The organism is Salinisphaera sp. T5B8 (genome assembly GCF_040361255.1).
GTDB lineage: Bacteria > Pseudomonadota > Gammaproteobacteria > Nevskiales > Salinisphaeraceae > Salinisphaera.
This window is the reverse complement of the sequence record NZ_APNG01000001.1, coordinates 294737-315032: the sequence shown is the minus strand read 5'-3', so window position 1 is coordinate 315032 and position 20296 is coordinate 294737. Positions and strand designations below refer to the sequence as shown.

16 protein-coding genes are annotated in these 20296 nt (G+C 63.9%); 11 read left to right on the top strand and 5 right to left on the bottom strand.

Annotated features, from left to right (window positions below; translation table 11 throughout):
- Positions 1-36 precede the first annotated feature (36 nt).
- Positions 37-1293 (top strand): Glu/Leu/Phe/Val family dehydrogenase, encoded by a 1257-nt coding sequence (locus T5B8_RS01445; protein WP_353175578.1) that lies wholly within the window; start codon positions 37-39, stop codon positions 1291-1293.
- A gap of 374 nt (positions 1294-1667) precedes the next feature.
- On the top strand, positions 1668-3110 hold the full coding sequence (locus tag T5B8_RS01440; RefSeq protein ID WP_353175576.1) for an alpha/beta hydrolase family protein: 1443 nt from the start codon (positions 1668-1670) through the stop codon (positions 3108-3110).
- 71 nt (positions 3111-3181) lie between these two features.
- On the opposite strand, the gene T5B8_RS01435 is transcribed toward T5B8_RS01440, so the two are convergent.
- Positions 3182-4150 (bottom strand): TerC family protein, encoded by a 969-nt coding sequence (locus tag T5B8_RS01435; RefSeq protein ID WP_353175574.1) that lies wholly within the window; start codon positions 4148-4150, stop codon positions 3182-3184.
- Between the two features lie 316 nt (positions 4151-4466).
- Between T5B8_RS01435 and T5B8_RS01430 the strand changes: the two genes are divergently transcribed.
- From T5B8_RS01430 to T5B8_RS01410, 5 genes are all read left to right on the top strand, one after another.
- Positions 4467-5867, top strand: coding sequence for a hypothetical protein (locus tag T5B8_RS01430; RefSeq protein ID WP_502950768.1), 1401 nt, complete (start codon positions 4467-4469; stop codon positions 5865-5867).
- Between the two features lie 118 nt (positions 5868-5985).
- Positions 5986-6567: an LOG family protein gene (locus tag T5B8_RS01425; RefSeq protein WP_353175570.1), complete on the top strand. Its 582-nt coding sequence runs from the start codon at positions 5986-5988 to the stop codon at positions 6565-6567.
- Between the two features lie 104 nt (positions 6568-6671).
- Entirely contained in the window at positions 6672-8168 is a 1497-nt protein-coding gene (locus T5B8_RS01420) for an SLC13 family permease (protein WP_353175568.1), read from the top strand.
- A gap of 6 nt (positions 8169-8174) precedes the next feature.
- The gene (locus tag T5B8_RS01415) at positions 8175-8768 is read left to right on the top strand and encodes a 3'-5' exonuclease (RefSeq protein ID WP_353175566.1); all 594 of its coding nucleotides are present in this window, start codon (positions 8175-8177) and stop codon (positions 8766-8768) included.
- Positions 8769-8835: 67 nt separating this feature from the next.
- Positions 8836-9777 carry an oxygenase MpaB family protein gene (locus tag T5B8_RS01410; protein ID WP_353175565.1) on the top strand — a complete coding sequence of 314 codons (942 nt, stop codon included), beginning with the start codon at positions 8836-8838 and terminating at the stop codon, positions 9775-9777.
- A 426-nt stretch (positions 9778-10203) separates the two neighbouring features.
- Here the strand turns inward: T5B8_RS01410 and T5B8_RS01405 are convergent, their stop codons facing one another.
- Complete coding sequence (locus T5B8_RS01405; RefSeq protein WP_353175564.1) at positions 10204-11331, bottom strand: M23 family metallopeptidase; 1128 nt, start codon at positions 11329-11331, stop codon at positions 10204-10206.
- 132 nt (positions 11332-11463) lie between these two features.
- Between T5B8_RS01405 and T5B8_RS01400 the strand changes: the two genes are divergently transcribed.
- The 4 genes from T5B8_RS01400 (at position 11464) to T5B8_RS01385 (ending at position 16509) form a co-directional block, all read left to right on the top strand.
- Complete coding sequence (locus T5B8_RS01400; RefSeq protein ID WP_353175562.1) at positions 11464-12885, top strand: amidase; 1422 nt, start codon at positions 11464-11466, stop codon at positions 12883-12885.
- A gap of 194 nt (positions 12886-13079) precedes the next feature.
- Positions 13080-14531, top strand: a complete 1452-nt coding sequence (locus T5B8_RS01395) for a YncE family protein (protein ID WP_353175560.1) — start codon at positions 13080-13082, stop codon at positions 14529-14531.
- A 140-nt stretch (positions 14532-14671) separates the two neighbouring features.
- A complete protein-coding gene (locus tag T5B8_RS01390) occupies positions 14672-16069 on the top strand; it encodes an FAD-binding oxidoreductase (RefSeq protein WP_353175558.1) in 1398 nt (465 codons plus the stop codon).
- A 44-nt stretch (positions 16070-16113) separates the two neighbouring features.
- Entirely contained in the window at positions 16114-16509 is a 396-nt protein-coding gene (locus tag T5B8_RS01385) for a PaaI family thioesterase (protein ID WP_353175556.1), read from the top strand.
- 40 nt (positions 16510-16549) lie between these two features.
- Here T5B8_RS01385 and T5B8_RS01380 read toward each other — a convergent pair whose 3' ends face one another.
- The 3 genes from T5B8_RS01380 to T5B8_RS01370 form a co-directional block, all read right to left on the bottom strand.
- Entirely contained in the window at positions 16550-17734 is a 1185-nt protein-coding gene (locus T5B8_RS01380) for an MFS transporter (protein WP_353175554.1), read from the bottom strand.
- A gap of 84 nt (positions 17735-17818) precedes the next feature.
- The gene (locus tag T5B8_RS01375) at positions 17819-19012 is read right to left on the bottom strand and encodes an HD-GYP domain-containing protein (protein WP_353175553.1); all 1194 of its coding nucleotides are present in this window, start codon (positions 19010-19012) and stop codon (positions 17819-17821) included.
- A 255-nt stretch (positions 19013-19267) separates the two neighbouring features.
- Positions 19268-20281, bottom strand: coding sequence for an NAD(P)/FAD-dependent oxidoreductase (locus tag T5B8_RS01370; RefSeq protein ID WP_353175551.1), 1014 nt, complete (start codon positions 20279-20281; stop codon positions 19268-19270).
- Positions 20282-20296: the final 15 nt, after the last annotated feature.

The following is a 20296-nucleotide window of genomic DNA, read 5'->3' as shown; positions in this document are numbered from 1 at the left end:
CAGCTACTGGGTATTGTTCGCAATCTCTTGTGTCTTATGCCCAGTCTTTTCGACGGTGCGAGCGCGCGTATCGAAGCTGCGCTCGAACATATCGATATTTCCGACGATATCGCCCAGCAGCTGGCCCAGCCGGATACCGCGCTGAAGGTGTCGGTACCGCTGCGCCACGATAATGGCGAGATGAAGCTCTATCCCGGTTACCGGGTGCGTTACGACACCACGCTGGGTCCGGCCAAGGGCGGCATTCGCTTTCACCCGGACGTGAATGCCGACGAGGTATCCACGCTGGCGTTCTGGATGACCATGAAATGCGCGGTGCTCGGGCTGCCGTTCGGCGGCGGCAAGGGCGGTATTTCGATCGATCCCAAAGAGCTGTCGCCGGCCGAGATGGAACGGCTTTCGCGTGCCTATATCGACAAGATCGCCGACTTCATCGGTCCGGATTCCGATATCCCGGCGCCGGACGTGAATACCAACCCGCGCGTGATGGGCTGGATGATGGACCAGTACCGCATCATCAACCGGGCCGAGGAACGTGCCGTGATTACCGGCAAGCCGGTGGAAATGGGCGGCTCCGAGGGCCGCACCACAGCCACCGGCGACGGTGCCTTTCATACGCTCGAAACGATGATGAAGCGCTGGGAGCGCGACGCCGATGGCACCACGGTCGCCGTGCAGGGCTTCGGTAATGCCGGCCAACAGTTCGCCCGGCTGTGTGTGGATGCTGGTTACAAGGTGGTGGCGGTCAGTGACTCCGGCGGCGGTATTTACGACGAAAACGGGCTGGATATCGATGCCGTGGCCAAGGCCAAGCAATCAAACGGCTCGGTCACCGATGCCGACGGCGAGCAGATTTCGAACGAGGATCTGATCGCGCTCGAAGTCGACGTGTTGGCCCCGGCGGCACTGGAAAACGTGATCACCGAGGATAATGCCGCCAACGTGCAGGCCGGCGTACTCGTCGAGATCGCCAACGGCCCCGTGGCCAGCGAGGCCGACGCCACGCTGGTAAAAAACCGGGTGCAGGTGCTGCCCGATATTCTGGCCAACGCCGGTGGCGTGACGGTGAGCTATTTCGAGTGGGTTCAGAATCGCCAGGCCTGGTATTGGGATGCCGATACCGTGGCCGAGCGCCTGAAAACACGCATGGTCGAGGCCACCGAGCGCGTGGCCGAGCGCGCCGAATCGCTGGAGATCGACTACCGCACCGCGGCCTATGTGATCGCGCTGGAAAAACTCGAAAACGCGGCCCAGGCCCGCGGTACCAGCAGCTTCTTTCGCGACGGCGGCTAATCGACGCCGGGGGCGTATCTGGCGCCCCGGCGACGAGCGATTCGCGCTGAACATGCGGACGGCCATGCCGTATCGCGGTCGGCGTTCGTGACGGTTTCGGTTCTGCGCTTTTCTTCGACTGCTTTCGGGGCACGACGCAAGCGATTGATAAGTCGAGCGTGTTCGCTTTGCTGAACGTCTAGCCGTGGCGACAGACGGGTGATTTGGGCCGCCCGCCAGCCGCGGCGGGCTTGACGCTGCACGCGGTACGATGAATTACTAAGCGTTCCAGTGAAATGGCGTTTCGTTTTAGTTCGCTGGTCGCAATAGAAGCAAAAATAAATAAGGCCCGCTCGCCCTGTACGGGTACCCGGCGAGGCCGCTCAGGAGGAGACATGAAAGACTTACGCTGGACGCAAGTCCTGGTGCTCGCGTGCGCGAGTGCCCTGGTGGTGGGTTGTTCCGATAGTGGGGGCAGCGACAACGATTCCGTCGATACGGACGGCGGCGAAACGGCGACCCGAATTCAGGATTCGCGCCAGTTCACGGCGATCACCCAGAACGACGATGGCTATACCCTGAGCTTCGGTGCCTCGAGCGGTGCGACCGTGGATACCGATCGCTGGTCGGGCGTCATGCCCAACGGCGCGGCCTATCGCGTCGAAGTGCCGCAGGATAACTGGAACGGCATGCTCATCATGTATGCGCACGGTTATCGTGGCGAAGGTAACGAACTGACGGTCAGCAACCCGGCGCTGCGCAACTACTACGTCAACAACGGCTATGCCTGGGCCGCCTCGAGCTATAGCAAGAACTATTACGACGTGCGTGCCGGCGTGGAAGATACCAATGCCCTCGCGAACGCCTTCGTCGATATCGCCGCGCAAAACGGGCGCACGCTGATGACGCCGACCAAGATCTATATCACCGGCGATTCCATGGGTGGCCATGTCACCGCTGCTGCCATCGAACAGGAAACCCAGCTCGAAGCGGCCAACAAGGTGCGCTACGCCGGCGCGGTTGCACGCTGTGGCGTGGTCGGCGGCACCTACGAGTTCGACTATCTGCTCAACTTCACCTTCGCGGCCCAGCATGCCGCCGATATGGGGCCGACGCGTTATCCGGCCACCGATTTCAACCAGACCGAAATCGATGCCGTGCTCTGGTCGACCGAACCCGGCTTTGGCCAGCAGGGTGTACCGACCGCAGCCGGCGAGAAGCTCGAGAACATCGTACGTACGCTCAGCGGCGGTGACCGGCCGGTGTTCCAGCAGGGCTTCCGGGGCGGCTATTACGATGTGGTCATGGGCACCGGGGGCCGCGACGGCACGGTCAACGGTATTCTCGCTCGCAATCTGAGCGGCAATATCGGCTATGAATATGATTACGACGGTGATCCGGCGTCGAGCACGGTCGAGGAAACCCAGTTCAACGCGTCGATATTGCGTGTGGCGGCCGATCCGAACGCCAATCCGGCGCGTAGCGATGGCGTACGCTGGATTCCGCGGGTCAACGGCCAGTTCAGCGTGCCCATGGTGACCCTCCATGGCCTGGGCGATCTCTACGTACCGTTCGTGCACGAACAGATCTATCGCGAGCGTGCGCGTGAAAACGGCAATGACGATCTGCTCGTACAGCGGGCCGTACGTGCCCCAGGCCATTGCGACTTCACCCAGGAAGAACGCCAGGCGGCCTTCGAGGACATGATCAACTGGGAACAGAACAGCGTGAAACCGGCCGGCGACGATGTCTCGCGTACCGCGGTTGCGGATGCAGACTATGGCTGTCAGTTCACCACGGCCGATCGTCAGGGAATCGCTGCCTGCCCGGCGCCTTGAACGCAAGCAGCTAACCAAAAAAAGCCGGGCGTGCTGACGCGCCCGGCTTTTTCGTGTCAGCGTTGGTGTGCCTACTTGCTTTTGCTGCTCATCAGGCTGGCCACGGTGGTCACCACGAGAATCCCCACGATGACCGATAGCGACAGCCAGATCGGGATTTCCGGTACCAGATGCACTTCCTGGCCGCCGTTGATGAAGGGCAGTTCGTTGGTGTGCAGGGCGTGGATCATCAGCTTGATGCCGATGAAGCCGAGAATCACCGCCAGGCCCAGCGACAGATACACCAGCCGATCGAGCAGCCCGCCGAGCAGGAAGTAGAGCTGGATCAGCCCGAGCAGGGCGAAGGCATTGGCAGTGAATACGATATAGGGCTCCTTGGTGAGCCCGTAGATCGCCGGGATCGAATCCAGTGCGAACAGGATATCGGTGGCGCCGATGGCGATCATCACGATCAGCATGGGCGTGATCAGGCGCTTGCCGTTCTTGATCGTGGTCAACCGGGTGCCATCGTATTCCTCGGTCGCAGGCAGATACTTCTGCGCCAGGCGCACCATGATATTGGGCTCGTATTCCTCATCCTCGTCATGCTTCGTACGTGCCAGACTCCAGGCGGTATACAGCAGGAAGATGCCGAAGATATAGAACACCCAGGAGAAGTTCTCGATCGCGGCCGCGCCAAGGGCGATGAAGACGGTGCGCAGAATGAGCGCGATGACCACGCCCACCAGCAGCACCTTTTGCTGATATTCGGCCGGCACGTTGAACGAGGCCATGATGATCACGAACACGAACAGATTGTCGACCGACAGACTCTTTTCGGTGATATAGCCGGCGAAGTATTCGATGCCGTGATCGTGGCCCCAGACCATCCACAGGCCGATGCCGAAGATGATGGCCAGCACCACGTAGAAGATCGACCAGCCGCCGGCCTCCTTGAAAGACGGCGCGTGCGGCGTGCGTACGTGGGCAAAGAAATCGAATATCAGAAGCGCCAGAATACCGGCGATCGTCGCGCCCCAGACCCAGACAGGTACATCCATCGCTTGATTCTCTCTTGCGTAATTATTCGTGCGGCAGGCAAACGGCCGCCCGCGAACTGTTCGAGGCGGTGGTCGTTATGTGCCGGCCCAGCTCGGCCAATGTGACTGTCCTCGCGCCGGCTGGGTATCGCGGTTCGGCCAGCGTGCCGTGGCCGCTGCCGAGGGTAATCATGATATGCGCTGCGCCATCAAATGCTTGTTAAGACTGCGATTCATCGCAGGGTCGCAAGGCAGGCGAGCCTGAAACGCCATTTCGCAAATTCCCGAGGTGGCGCTGCCGGGTGGTATGTTACGCGCATCCAAACCGGGGGACTTGATGATGTCGCACTACCGAACACATGACGGCGGCGAAGCGTCGTACTGGGGCGCGGGGCCGTTCAAGATACGGTTGCCGTTTTTGCACTACCGTTTCGAATGGCCGGATTATCTGCAGGGCCTGTTGATGTGCGCGGTCGATCTGGCCGCGATCCCGTTGATGACCGATCTGTTGGGCATGCCGTTCGAGGCCGCACTGGCCGTGGTCATGCTCAACGGCCTGTTCTATCTCACCCATCATCTGCTCGGCGATCCGGTCGTGCCCGGCTGGATCACGCCCGCCATTCCGTTGCTGATCGCCTACTGCGAAGGCTTTCCGGAGGGCGTGGATCGCGTGCATGCGCTGATTGCCTTTCAGTTCATGCTTGGCACGCTCTCGATCGGGCTGGGCGTGACCGGCATGGCCAAACATGTGGTGCGCTTCGTGCCGCCCGCGCTCAAGGCGGGCATCATCATGGGCGCGGGCCTGGCCGCGGTGAACAGCGTATTTGCCGATGACGGGCGCTTCTGGACCTTCCCGTACACGATTTCGATCGCGGTCGGTCTGGCGTTTCTGTTGATCTTTTCGCGCGGTTTCAATGTGCTCAAGCAGCGCAATGCGGTGTTTGGGCTGATCGGCAAGCTCGGCATTTTCCCGATCATTGCGCTGGCCATCGTCATCGCGCCGTTGTTCGGCGAGGCGCCCTGGCCGAATGTGGAGTGGGGCTTTTCCAAGCCGGATTTCGTCACCCTCTGGACCGAGTACACCGTCTTTGGCGTGGGCCTGCCGCCGGCGTGGTTCTTTGTCCAGGCGCTGCCGATGGTCGCGGCGACCTATATCGTGCTCTTCGGCGACGTGCTGCAGTCCAAGGCATTGCTCGACGAGGCCGATGGTTCGCGCCCGGATGAACATATCGACTACAGCCCGGACCGTGCGCACATGATCTTTGGCGCGCGTAATGCGGGCATGAGTATTCTCGGGCCGGATGTCGCCATGTGCGGGCCGCTGTGGGCGGCCATGCATGTGGTGATCGTCGAGCGCTACAAGGAAGGGCGCAAGGCGATGGATTCGATCTTCGGCGGCGCCGGGTCGTTTCGCTGGGGCACGAACACCGGCCTGCTGTTGTTGCCGATCGTGTCCATCATCCAGCCGATTCTCGCCGTGGCCCTGGCGCTGACGCTGCTCATTCAGGGCTATGTGTCGGTACGTATCGGCATCATGGAGGCCCGCAGTCAGCGTGATCTGGGCATCGCCGGTATCACCGCGGGTGTGCTCGTCACCCAAGGCGCAGCCTGGGCGTTCGGTGTGGGTATCGGCCTGTGCCTGCTGATTTACGGCAAGCGCTTCTTCTCGGGCGAGGTCGACGAGACCTTCGTCAAGGATGCTGATCGGGAAGCGCTCAAGAACGAACGCAACGTCTGACCAGCGACCCGGCCATGGCGTCGCGGCCGCCGGCCGCGACGCCCGGGTGGGCGCGTAGGGCTGCGCGCATTCGCTGCCACTGGTTAGAATGCGCGCCCGGCCGCCATCTTCGCTCGCCATGTCCGAACAAACCGCGCCTGCCAACGAGCGCATTCGCAGTATTTGTGTGTATTGCGGTTCCCGAGACGGCGCGCGAGGCGTCTATCGCGACGGCGCGGCGGCGCTTGGCGATGCCATCGCTCGCGCCGGCGTGCGCCTGGTCTATGGCGGTGCGCGGGTCGGTCTGATGGGTGTGATTGCCGACGCCGCGCTGGCCGCCGGCGGCGAGGTCTATGGGGTGATTCCGCGCTCCATGACCGATCGCGAACTCGCCCACACCGGACTGACCGAACTCAACGTGGTCGAAACCATGCACCAGCGCAAGCTGGCGATGATCGAGGCTGCGGATGCCTTCATCGCCATGCCCGGCGGCTTCGGTACGCTTGAAGAACTGTTCGAGGTGCTCACCTGGCATCAGCTGGGCTGGCACGACAAACCCTGCGGTCTGCTCGATATCGACGGTTTCTATCAGCCGCTTGCCGACTGTCTTGGCCACATGCAGACCGAGGGGTTCGTATCTGCTGCACAGGTCGGCCGTATCCAACGGGCCGCCGATGCCGGTACATTGCTCGAAAGAATGGGTGTCACGCCCGACGCGTGACGCGCGCCGTAGACCATCAACGCCGTAGCCAGCGGCCGTGAAACCTTTGAAACAGCTGAACATCGCTGTTTTGTGCAGGGTTAATAAAACCAGGGAGAGTCGCCATGAGCCCGAGTCAGGATAGCGTGTCCTCTAGCCAGCAAGAGGCGCATTCAACGAGTCTTGCCGGGCGTATCGGGCTTTTCCTCGGCCCGTTGTTCATGCTCGCCACCATCGTGCTGCCCGCGCCGGCTGGCATGGATATGGCAGCCTGGCACTGTGCCGGGCTGGCATTGTTCATGGCGACCTGGTGGGCCACGGAGGCGATTCCGATTCCGGCGACCTCACTTTTGCCGCTGGCCATTGGTCCGGCGATCGGCGTCGGCGGGATCGAGGATCTCGCAGCCTCCTATGCCGATGACATCATCTTCCTGTTCCTGGGTGGTTTTCTGCTCGGTCTGGCGATGCAGCGCTGGAACCTGCATCGACGCATCGCGCTGGCGACGCTGTTGGCCGTGGGCTCGAGCCCGGCACGCCAGATTGCCGGTTTCATGATCGCTACGGGCTTCATCAGCATGTGGGTGTCGAATACGGCCACGTCGATCATGATGCTGCCGATCGGCATGTCGGTGGTGAGCCTCATGGCCGAGGACGATTCGCCTGCGGTGGATCGCTATGCCACCCGCCTGCTGCTGGGTATTGCCTATGCCGCATCGATTGGCGGTGTGGCCACGCTCATCGGTACGCCGCCCAATGCGCTGCTCGCTGGCTATCTGTCGTCGGATCAGGGCATCGATATCGGGTTTGCCCAGTGGATGATCGTCGGCATTCCGGTGTCGATCACGATGATGGCTGCGGCCTGGGTCTGGCTGACCTGGGGCGGTTTCGAGCTGGATAACAGCCAGTCTGGACGCGACATGCTCAAGGACGAGATGCGTCAGCTCGGCGGCTTGACCACCGCCGAAAAACGCGTCGGCGCAATGTTTCTGCTCGCGGCCGGCTTGTGGATTTTCCGGCCGTTGCTCAACAACGCCGGCATCGACTGGCTTTCCGATGCGATGATCGCCATATTCATCGGCGTGGTCCTGTTCGTGATGCCGGCCGGCAGCGGCCGGGTCGGCCCGGACCGCGAGCAAACCAGCAGCGGACGCCTGATGAACTGGGAGAACGAGGCCAACGTGCCCTGGGGCGTGCTGCTGCTGTTCGGCGGCGGCCTGGCCTTGGCCGGGGCGATCAAGAAAACCGGTCTCGCGGAATGGATCGCCACCCAGATGGAAATCTTCGGCGTGTTGCCGGCGGTACTGCTGGTCGGCGCGGTCGTGCTGGTGATCATCTCGCTGACCGAGGTCAGTTCGAATACCGCCACCGCCGCGGTATTCATGCCGTTGCTGGGCGCGCTGGCCGGCTCGGTGGGCGTCGATGTGCTGCTGTTGACCGTGCCGGCGGCGATCGCGGCCAGCTGTGCCTTCATGATGCCGGTGGCCACGCCGCCCAACGCCATCGTGTTCGCCACGGGACGGATGAAGATTCAGTCGATGATGCGCGCGGGGCTGGCGCTTAACGTGGTCTGTGTCGTGCTGGCCACGCTGATCCCGTATCTGATCATCAGCACGTTCTGGTAGCCACGCGTGGCACGGGCGATTCGTGCGCCGGCCGGTCTGGCCGGCGCGACCGATTTCATTGCCATCGATGTCGAAACTGCCAACAATGATCCCGGCAGCATCTGCCAGGTCGGCTTTGCGCGTTTCGCCGGCGGGGCACTGGTGGACAACTGGGCCTGGCTGATCCATCCGCAGACCTGGTTTTCATCCCACAACACCGCCATTCACGGCATTCGCGCCGCAGATGTGGCCGGGGCGCCGAGCTGGGATGACGTCTACGACGAAATCGCGGTCCTGCTGGCCGGGCGGATCGTGGTTTCGCATACCGCATTCGATGTCACCGCCACCGCCCGCGCCTGTGCCCGCTATGACCGGCCGTTACTGGGCGCGCAGTGGCTGGATTCCGCGCGTGTGGCTCGGCGTGCCTTCGCCCAGTTCGCCAGGCGCGGCTGGGGGCTGGCCAGTCTGAGCGAATACCTGGCCATTGAATTCGACCACCACGACGCGGGCGAAGACGCCCGCGCGGCCGGTCTGGTAGTGCTGGCCGCGGTCGAGGCCAGTGGGCGCTCGGTCGCCGACTGGCTGACCGATGCCCATCGCCCGCTGCGGGAATTCGCCTAAGTCGCGGCGCATCCGCATGTACCGCGTGCGCGGTATAGTGGATTAGCCCTCGGACTTGAGTTTTTCGGTGATCAATCGCCTCGCCCAGCGCCTGCCAGCGCCCAGTCAATTGCTTACGCCGCTGCACAAGCGCCTGCGCGACTGGATCGTGGGCGTGGTCGCGACCACCGAGGATTTCGGCATCGACTACGATGCCCCGGTTGGCGATCCCGGTCTGTTCGGCCCGGATAGCGTGACCTGGAAGATCCACGGCGATTTCCCGGGCATGATGTCGGGCGGTATCGCCGCACTCATGCTGCAGACATTGCACCCGCGCGCGCTCGCCGGCGTAGTCAACCACTCCCGCTTTCGTGAAGACCCGCTCGGCCGGCTGCGGCGTACCACCATGTTCGTGGCCGCCACCAGCTACGCCCCGACGGCTGACGCCGAGCGCATCATCGATATCGTCGATCGCATGCATGCCCGCGTGGTCGGGACCACCGACGAAGGCGAGCCGTATTCGGCCCGTGATCCCGAGCTGCTGACCTGGGTGCATTGCACCGAAATGGCCAGTTTTCTGGCTGGCTATATGCGCTACCGCCGGCCCGCTTTGAGCATTGCGGTGCAGGACCGGTATTTCGACGAAACCCGGCGTGTTGCCGAAGCGCTGGGCGCGACCAACGTGCCGGCCTCGCGTGCTGAAATGGACGAATACTTCGCCGCCATGCAGCCGCAGCTGCGCTTCGATCATCGCTCGCGCGACACCCTGGCCGTGCTCGAAGCCATGGAACTGCCGATTCCGATCGCTGGCGTATCGCGGCGCATGTTCCTCGGCGCGGGCGCGGCGCTGCTGCCGCCCTGGGCGCGGGCGTTGATCCACCGCAGCTCTGCTCAGCGTCTGATCGACCGCGCCTCGGCCGAAAGCCTCGATCGAATCGCGCCACTCATTCGCGCGTCCATGACGGAGGGCGTGGCCATGCGATCGGCCCGGCGCGTTGGCGCACCGCGGGAATGCCTGCACTTCGATTGATGGGGCGAAGTGCCCGCGGCGCGAATTGTTTGCGTGTTCCGAAGTGGCAAAGTCCGCAAATAAACGCGAAGAGCGCAAATGATGGCTGGCGCTTCGATCACGGTGGATGAGCGCAGCGTAATCCAACACCCGGCGCAGCCGGTGCGGCCGATTCGGGCCGCGTCTTTCGGGCGCACGAAGGGCGTCATACAACGCCGTGACTATGGACAAAGTTCAGGGCGCGGTTTGAACGCCCGCCCCGTCGAGCGCTCTGTCTTTCGTCTTATTCGCGTGTCTTCGCGTTCATTTACGCACGGCCTGCCTGCTTGAGCGCGGCCAACTGAGTTTTGTACTTAATCAACGACAAGGTTGGCCTAGCGCTTGCGCCCGCGATCGCCCCTGCCCGGATGCGAAAGCGCCGAGGTGTTCCCCATGTCCTGGTAGGCCTCAGCTCTCCGGCAAATCCGGCGCTGGCTGTAGAAACGGCGCCGGGTCCACCGGTCCGAAGCTGGTGTAGATGCCGAAATGCAGATGCGGCGGCGTGGTTCGGGCATTGCCGGTATTGCCCACGTAGCCGAGCACGTCGCCAGCGGATACCGAATCCCCGGATTCGACGTTGAACGAATCGAGATGGGCATAGTAGTAACGCGCCCCGCCGATGCCGAGCATGCCCGACGACAGCCAGACATGTTTGCCGCCGATACCGCCCGTGCCGGTACGCACGCGCCCGTCGGCCACGGCGATCACCGGTGTGCCGCGTGCGGCAAAGATATCCACGCCGTGATGTTTGCGCGCGCCGCCGTCGCGCGGCGCGCCGAAGCCGCTGCCGATATCGCGCGCGGCTGCGCCGGTGACGGGAAACGACAGCGATCCGCCACGAGCCATAGCCAGCTGGTAGCCCACCGCGGCCGCGAGTTCCGGCTGGAGCACGACCCGATAGTCGCCGTCGCGCTCGGCGACGAAGTCTTCCACCTCGCCGTCGGTACGCAGCATGCGCACGGTGGCCCAGGCGTTCGGATCGTCGCTGTCGGCGTCGCGGCGCTGAATATCCGCGTAAAGCGCGCTACGACAGTCCGTACAGGCCGGCGCATCGCGCAGCAGCCGCACCTTGAAACGTTCGCCGCGTTCGAGCGCGGTCTGAAATACATGCGCCTCGATGGTGTCGGGTTCGAACGTGCCGCGCGTGGCGTAGCGGGTAGAGAACCGGCCCGGATCCGCGCCGGCCCGCGCTACCGCGCTGCGCCAGCGCTCGCCCAGCGCGCTGTCCGCGAGCCCGGCAATACGCAGCCTTGCGCCGTACACATCGCGCGGCGAGATGTGGAAGGTCTCCATGGCCGTGGTGCGTGCCCAGGCAGCGGCGTCTGCGCGCCAGGCCGGTCGATAGACGAGCAGGGCGATCAATGCCACCAGCAGCAATGCCAACAACCAGGGCCGGGCACGTCGATGAGGTGCGTCCGGCGTCGAGGGCGTTGTATCCGTATCGGTGTCGGGGGCTGCTTCGTCGGGCTGAGTACGGGCCGGGTTCTCGCCGTCGTCTGTCGTGTCGGCCGCCGGCCCGGTTTGATCTGATTGCATAGGGTCGATACGTTACCCATCGCACGTCGGATGTTGCAGCCGTGGCTTTTCGGTGGGTAGTAGTACCCATGTTCACGAGTGCGGATCGTCGGTACGCTCCGCGCCCCTTTTTTGAGGCAGGCGAAGAACAGCATGAGCGGTAGAGACGACGATCTGGGCACGATGGATGCCGGCAAGTTGATCGATTTATTCGAGTCCGGCGATGCGTCGCCGCTGGAAGCCACGCGCGCGGCGCTGGATCGTATCGATCGCTTCAATGACGACGTCAATGCCTACGTCTATATCGATCGCGAAGGCGCCGAAGACGCTGCCCGTGCCTCGGCGCGTCGCTGGGGCCAGGGCAAGCCGCTGTCGCCGATCGACGGCGTGCCCACATCGCTCAAGGATCTCACCGAAGCCAAGGGCATGCCCGCCCGCGAGGGCTCGCTGACCACCGGTACCGGCAAATGCGATACCGATGCGCCGCCGGCGCGCATGCTGCGCGAAGCGGGTGCGGTGCTGCTGGGCAAGACCAACACGCCCGAATTCGGCTGGAAGGCGGTGACCGACAACCGCGTATTCGGTGCGACCTGCAACCCCTGGGACACACGACTTACGCCGGGCGGCTCCTCCGGCGGCGCGGCCGCGGCCGCTGCGTTGAATATGGGCGTGCTGCATCAGGGCGGCGACTCGGGCGGCTCGATTCGTATCCCGGCGGCGTTCACCGGCGTATTCGGCTTCAAGCCGACCTTTGGCTGGACCCCGCAATGGCCGCCGGCGAAGATGCCCACGCTGTCGCATCTCGGCCCGCTCACCCGGCATCCGCGCGATGCGGCGCGCATGCTTAACGTGATGGGCCGCTACGACTATCGTGACCCCTATGCCACCCGCGGCCAGCCCGAAGACTGGGGCGTGGATCTGGAATGCGACCTGCGCGGACTGCGCATCGCCTATTCCCCCGATCTGGGTTATGCCGACGTTGATGATCAGATCGCGGCCCGGGTCAAGGAAGCGGCGCTGAAGCTCGAAGAACTCGGGGCCGAAGTCGTCGAAGTGGACCCGGCCTTCGAATCGCCGATCGATATCTTTCGCAAGCTGTGGTTCACCGCCTCGCTTCAGGTCTGGGACCGCTGTGATGAAAAGGGCCGCGAGCTGCTGGACCCGGGCCTGGTGGCCAACGCCAAGCATGCCCAGAACTGGAACGCGCTCGAATTGTTCGACGCGTTTTCCGAACGTGCGGAACTCACGCTGGCGCTGGAAAAGTTCAACCAGGACTATCATCTGCTGATGACGCCCACGGTTCCGTTGCAGCCGTTCGAAGTGAACCACGAAGTCCCGCCCGGTAGCGGCATGCGTGACTGGGAGGAATGGGCGCCGTTCTCCTATCCGTTCAACCTCAGCCAGCAGCCGGCGGCGTCCGTGCCCTGTGGTTTCACCGACTGCGGTTTGCCGGTCGGCTTCCAGCTGGCGGGCGGCAAGTTCGACGATGTGCGCGTGCTCCGTGCGGCCAACGCCTATATGGCCGCCTATCCGGCGCGCTTCCCGGCGGTGCCCAACCCCGCCGAATACGGCTGATCCGCCAGATCGCGCCGGTGTTTGCCGGCGCGCTGGCCCGCGGGGTCACCGCCACCTCGGTACGTTTTTACCCACCTTCGACGTCTCGGTCGCCGCTGTGCCGGTGCTAGCATCGATGCAGCGGTTTGTATCGCTCGCACGGTGATATCCGTGCGCGCGATCCCGGCAGAAAAAAGAAGGAGGGGGAGCGCGTAATGGGCACAGCAGTCGGGCGTACGGTGGTGTGGATGGTGGCGGCCGGGCTGTTGCTCAGTGCCTGTAACGAGCACGACGCCGAGGTCGAACTCGGCGGCGATACGGTGACCGACGCCGCGTCAGCCCCGGATGTGGTCGACCCGGGCGACGTCGCGCCGGCGCTGCGCGCGGTGATGTGGGTGGGCAACAACTGGGATGGCACGGCCACTGTGGTCGATGCCCAGACGCTCGCAGTACTGAAAACCGGCATCGACCTGATTCCGGACAAGGATCAGGAGATTGCCGATATCTTCGCCAACCCGGTCGATCTGGCCTATTACTATCTCATCCGGTTTGGCCCAGGCGAGGGCAACGACCAGTATGTGGACGATATGTTCACCACGCGGGATGGTCGTTATCTGGTGGTGTCGCGCCCGAGCTTCGCCGATGTGGTGTGGATCGATATCGCCCAGGTAACCCAGGGCGCGGGCGTCGAGGCGATCGTGCGCGAGCAGCCCATGGACGGCCAGCGTACCGATCATATGGCGTTGTCGCCCGACGGTCGGCGATTGCTCGTCTCCGATTCCACCCAGCGCCAGGTGATCGAGTTTTCGATGGTGGATGAAACCGCCCCCGACGGCACGCCGATCAGGATGGGCGATCGGCTACGGACGTTTGTCTCCGGCGAGACCCCGCACGAGAGCAACTACAACAGCGCGGGCGAGACGATCTACCATGCCTCGATCGGGCGGGTGTATACCCCCGGCGACTATCCCGACGTATTGCCGGAACTGCTCGGCCCGGCGCAGGAAGCGATCAAGGGCGATCGCTGGTTCCAGATTGTGCGCAACGATGATTTCGAGATCCTCGCGCGCTGGAACATGGGGCTGGAACTCGAGGAGGCCGGCTATGCGGGCATGAGTCCGGCGGTGCGGCCGATGGCGATCTCGCACGACGAGCGCTATATCTATTACCAGGTGTCCTATTTTCATGGTCTGGTCGAGTTCGACACCCAGGCGCCGGACGTGAACGGCCAGCAGGACTATGTCAACGAAGGTCTGGCTGAACCGGATTTCGGCGCCGTATCGCGGGTGGTGCCGCTGCCCAATTTCGTGCCCGACGTGCCGCGCGAGCAATACGTGAACGACTCGGCCCATCACGGCCTGTCGCTCAACGAGACAGGCGATACGCTGTGCGTGGCCGGCACCATGGACGATTATGCGGCCCTGGTGGACCGGCAGACCATGGCCTACAGCCTGTTCAACACGACCACGACCGGCCACGACTATCTCAAGCCCTATTGGACGACCGAGGGGCCGAACGATACCTGCTGGATTTCGCTGAGTGGCTCCGATGCCGTAGCCGTGCTCGATACCCGCCGCCATGAAGAACTGGCATATCTGGCGGTCGGCAATCATCCGCAACGGGTGCGCCTGGGCCAGATTCCCGAGGCGGTCATCGCCAACTGGTGAGCGCGATGGTCGCCGCGCAGGCGATGGCTTGATATTCTCTGGGCGGGCGCGATATCCGCTGTAGAATGCAGCGCTCGACATGAGCCACTGCCTTGTCATGCAGGCTTCGTGTCGTGTGTTTGTCTGCACCGGATACGCCTATGACGACCAATGCCGCCCTTGCCTGTTCGCCCGATGCGCTGGCCGCTGTACTCGCGCGTATCGGCACGCTGCTCGGTGATCGGCTGAGCACGAACGCCAGCGTTCGCGAACAGCACGGTCACGATGAATCCTGGCATCATCCGGCCGCGCCCGATGCGGTGTGTTTCGTGCACACCACCGCCGAGGTCGCGGCGATCGTCAAGGCGTGTAACGCGCATCGTGTGCCGGTGCTGGCCTATGGTGTGGGGACCTCGATCGAAGGCCAGGTGATCGCCGAACGTGGCGGGATCTGTATCGATCTGTCGCAGATGAACGCGATCCACGCAGTGCGTGCCGAAGATATGGACGCCACCGTCGAAGCCGGCATCACCCGCAGCCAGCTCAATGCACATCTACGCGATACCGGGCTGTTCTTTTCGGTGGACCCCGGGGCCGATGCCACCCTCGGCGGCATGGCCTCCACGCGCGCCAGCGGAACCAATACCGTGCGCTACGGCACCATCCGCGAGAATGTGCTGTCGATGACCGTGGTCATGCCCGACGGCGAGATCGTGCGTACCGGCGCACGGGCGCGCAAGTCAGCGGCGGGCTACGATCTCACCCATCTGCTCATCGGTGCCGAAGGTACGCTCGGCATCATCACCGAGCTGACCGTGCGTCTGCATGGCCTGCCGGAAGCGGTGAGTGCGGCCACGGTCTGTTTCGAGGATGTGGCCGGCGCGGTCGATGCGGTAATCGCATCCATTCAGTACGGCATTCCCATGGCGCGTATCGAGCTGCTCGATAGCCTGTCGATGCGGGCGGTCAATCGTTATAGCGGGCTCGATCATCCCGAGCGGCCGACCCTGTTTCTGGAGTTTCACGGCAGCGCCGCCGCCGTGGCCGAACAGGCCGAGCAGATGGGTGCGCTGTGTCGGGAGTTCGGTGGCAGCGGTTTCGCCTGGGCCACGCGTGAGGAAGATCGCAGCGCGCTGTGGGCGGCGCGCCACAACGCCGCCTATGCCGCCAAACAGTTGCGCCCCGGTATGGAATTTCATGCCACCGATGTCTGTGTGCCGATCTCGCGTCTGGCCGGTGCCATCGAGGCCGCCCAGGCCGACGTCGCCGAGCTGGGGCTCACCGCGCCGCTGTTTGGCCATGTCGGCGACGGTAATTTTCATCTGGTCGTGGTCATCGATCGCGACAATCCCCAGGAATTGGCCGCGCTCGACACGCTCAACGAACGCCTGATTACCCGCGCCCAGGCCGCCGAGGGCACCTGTACCGGCGAACACGGGGTGGGGCTGGGCAAACGTAGCTACCTACAGGCCGAACATGGCGCCGGGTTGAATGTGATGCGCGCGATCAAGGCCGCGCTCGATCCCAATGACATCATGAACCCGGGCAAGCTGCTGTAACGCGGGCGGCCCGTCAGCGTGCTCGCCAATGGATGACACCGCGTATGGATCAACGTCTACAACAGGTTATTGACCACCCGCTGCACCGGCATCTGGGCATCGAACGCGTCGATTCGGCCGAGGGTAGAGCACGGCTGTCGATCACGGTCGGCGACAACACCGTCAACCCGGCCGGTGTCTTGCATGGCGGGGTGCTCTATCTGCTGTGCGATGTCTGTGCCTATGCCGGGCTGTTGAGCCAGCTGGCGGCCACCACCCAGGCGGTCACCCACGATATCCATGTCTCGATCATGCGTGCCGCGCGCGCCGGCGAGGTGGTGGTGTTCGAATCTCACCCGCTGCGCGTGGGTCGGCGTGTGGCCTTTATCGACGTCAGTGCGCACGTGGGCGAGCGCCTTGTTGCCCAGGCCCGGGTCACCAAGACGCTGTTCGAAGCCTGAGCCTGGCCTGAAGCCCGGCCTGGGCCAGGCTAGCGCCCGCCTAGCGCGCGTCATCTCCCAGGGCCGCACGCCGCGGGCTGCCTGGAAACAACACCACGGTAGCCAGCGACAGCCCGGCGTTGACGACGAACGTGGTTGCCAGCCCCAGCGGCGCGGCGGCATAGCCGCCCAGCGCCGGCCCGAGGATATTGCCCAGCGCGAACAGGGTGAGCGTGGCGGTAAAGCCCAGGGTCGGCAGGTTCGGATGCAGGTGACTGCTCCAGAAAGAAAAGATCGCGCTCAAGACCATGATACAGGCGCCCTGAAGGGCGGCCGAGGCCAGCAAGGCGCTCCAGTGGGTGGGCCACAGGCCGACCAGCAGCAGCGACAGCAGCGAACACAGGAAAATGCCGCGTACCAGCGCGGTCAGGCCGATACGTGCTTTGACATCGGCGGTGAGCACGCCTGCGACACCGCCCGCACCCAGCGCCATATAGAGCACGGGCCCGGACAGGTGGGTGGCTACGCCCGCCAGCCCGCCGGACTGTACGACATGATCGACCGCAAACGATAGATAGAAGCCGTTGGTCAGCCCGAACGACAGGGCGATACCCAGCAACGGCCAGGTGGGGCGCGAAAACAGCGCGCTCAGCGCGCCCGGACCCACGCCCTGGGCGCCGCGGCGTGGCAGGCGTGCCAGCGCGTACAGATTGACCGCTGCGGATAGCAGCGCCGCGAGCGCAAACGCCACCCACACCGTACGCCAGCCGTGCTCGAGCCCGGCGACCGCCAGCGCGAGAATGCCCGCGCCGACGATGCCGCCGGCGGTGCCGGTGCTGATCACGGACAGCGCGCGTTCCCGTTCGCCCAGCGGCACGCCGCGTTCGGCGGCATCGTTGAACGGCGACCAGCAAAAGCCGGCGCTGGTAGCGGCAAGTACCGTGCCCAGAGCCAGCATCGTGGTGTTCTGGGCAATGGCCACGATCGCCATCCCGGCAAGCGCGGCAAAGCAGCCCGCTGCCACCGCGGGTCTGGGTCCCAGACGCACCACCAGCCAGGCGGTGGCCAGCAGCGCCAGGAAAAAGCCGGCGAACGCGCCGCTGGCGATCAGGCCGGCCGCAGAGGTGGACATCGCGAACTCGTCGCGAAACACGGGCAGGAACAATCCGAATCCCACGCGTGCGGGCCCGAAAGCGACTGCCGTAGCGAGTGCGCCGCCGGCGGCAAGTGGCCATTTTCGTGACACATGATCTCCGGTGCCGATAGCGTGGCCGCGCAGCCTAGGCGTTGTGGCCGAGCGCGAACATCCGCAAAAGCACGGGTTCTCGCGCTAGACTTCCCAGCTTTCGGCGAAATCCTCGACGTCCACCCCGTGGGTGCCGGGCGCGAGCATGCGGTTGACGAAGAATTTGGGAAAGCGCATGAGATCGCGTACGCGCTGTGGAAAATAACGGCGTTTCTTGAAGTCGAGGACCAGTAGCACCGTGGGCTTTTTCTGGCGCTCGGGGCTGGGAATCACGAAGCCGACTTCGCCGGTGTTGAGCTCGACGAGCGTGCCGATCGGATATTCGCCGTGATAGTCGGTGAACTGGCGCAGCAGTTCGTCATTGAAATCGCCCTCGAAGCTGGCCATGAGTTTGAGCGCTTCGGCGGGCGTGCGGCCTTTCTGGTAGACGCGATCGCTGGTCATGGCATCGTAGACATCGGCGATCGCCACGATCTGGGTGTAATACGAAATCTCGGAGCCGCGCAGCCCGGCCGGATAGCCACGCCCGTTGAGTCGTTCGTGGTGGTCACGCACGATGTCGAGACTGGCGGGTGTCAGGCCCGAGGCTTTCTCGAGAATTTCCACCCCGTATTGCGGGTGTTTCTTGATTTCGTCGTATTCGGCATCGGTGAGCTTGCCGGGCTTGTTGAGAATCGCCAGCGGTATCTTGATCTTGCCGACATCGTGCAATAGCGCGCCGATGCCCATTTCCTTGATCGCGCGCTCGTCGTTGCCCACGAAGGTCGCCAGCGATACCGCCTGCATGCATACGTTCAGGCTGTGGATGGCGGTGTACTCGTCGCGGCTTTTGAGGTTGCTGAACCAGACCAGCGCATCCGGATGGCGGGAGACGCTATCCATCATCTGTTCGACCACTTCGGAAACCGCGGCCGTGTCCGGGCGCCGGTTTTCGCTGATTTCCTCGTGGATGGTGCGAATCAGACCGCGGGCGTTGTCGTGGATCTTGCGTGCGACCGGCAATTCCTGACGAAACGAGCGCGGCGTGCGGTCGCCCAGCGGCGGGATTACGTCATTACCGGTGCGCGTATGGCCCTCGTGGGGCTGGTCGTCCCAAGGTTCGTCGCTGCGGATATAGACATGCGAACACAGCGCGCGGAGTTCGTCGATATCGGCATCGGTCTTGATATCCACGCCTTCTAGCAGATAGGGCGTTTCCAGCCACGGCCGATCCAGGGCTTCCACATACATGCCAATACGTAGATCGCGGGTATCGATTTTTTTCAGGTGTACAGCCATCGACGGCTACCGCAGGCAAAACGCGAGATCGCAGGTTCAGGAAAGGTTATCGCGCGTACCCAATATAACTTGAACGCTTGTCGCACGGGCTGATTGGGTGGTGCATGAAATAGAGTTTCACGCGCCACCATGCAAGCGTATGTGCATAAACACAAAAGCGCTAAGCTGCCCGGATGAACAAAAAAGGCCATGTACGCACTGTTTACGCCGACAGGCGCTGAAATCGACCGGCCAAGGCGAGTGCGCGATACGCGGTCAATCAGTCAGCTGGGCGGCGGCGGCCGCACCCGATCGCCAGGCCCCCTCTACGCGCCCGCCGGCCAGCCAGTCGCCGGCGAGCACGATGCGCTCGTCAGGCACCGCCTGGCAGGGTGGATCGAGTGCTTCGGCCATGGGCCCGGGGCGGGCATAGCGCCAGCGGTGGGTGCGTACCAGACGCATCTGGCGCGTGCTCAAGCCGGTGATATCGGCGAATTCCCGGGTCAGCGTGGTCGCAATCGATTCGGGCGTATCTTCCAGGTGTTCGGCACTGAATTGCGGGCCGGCGTGTAGCGTCCACAGGCGTGCGTCGCTATGGGTCTGGCCTGCCTTGTGACTGTTATCGGCACACCAGGACAGTGGCCCCTGATGTACGAACAACGCCTGACAGTCAGGGACGGCCGGCGCGGCAACGACCAGCGAATGGCAGGGCGAGAGCCGATGCCGTGCCTCGCCGAGCACGGGGAATGCCTGGGTGCGCTCGCCAAGCAGGGCGGCCGCCTGTACCGCCGGCGCGGTGAGTACGACTGCGTCGGCATGTAAACGGCCGTGTTCGCCCAGATCGGCCCGCCAGCCCTTGGCGGTGCGATACAGCCCGCGTACGCCCTGGCCGCAGCGCACGTCGATATCGGCCTGCTCGAACAGATACCGCACCCAGTAATTGAGCCCGTTCGGGCTGATCAGACGTTCGCGATCATCCGGCGACGAGTTCAGTTGCCAGCCGTGCTCGCCACGCTCGGCAACACAGACCTGGGGTGTCCAGCGCGCCAGTATGCCCGCCTCGAGATCGTGCGCCACGCGGTCACGAAACGGCGCGGTACGGGCGGTGAAATACTGGGCGCCGTAATCGAACCAGGGGCTGGCCGGGTCGGCCGACAGCCGGCGCGTGGCGCAGCGGCCGCCCGGCCGGCGGGCCTTGTCGACCACGACCACGTCCCAGCCCGCCTGTTCGAGCGCAAGCGCGGCGCTTGCGCCGGCCACGCCGGCACCGATGATGAGCACTTTAGCCATGGCACTATTGTCTTT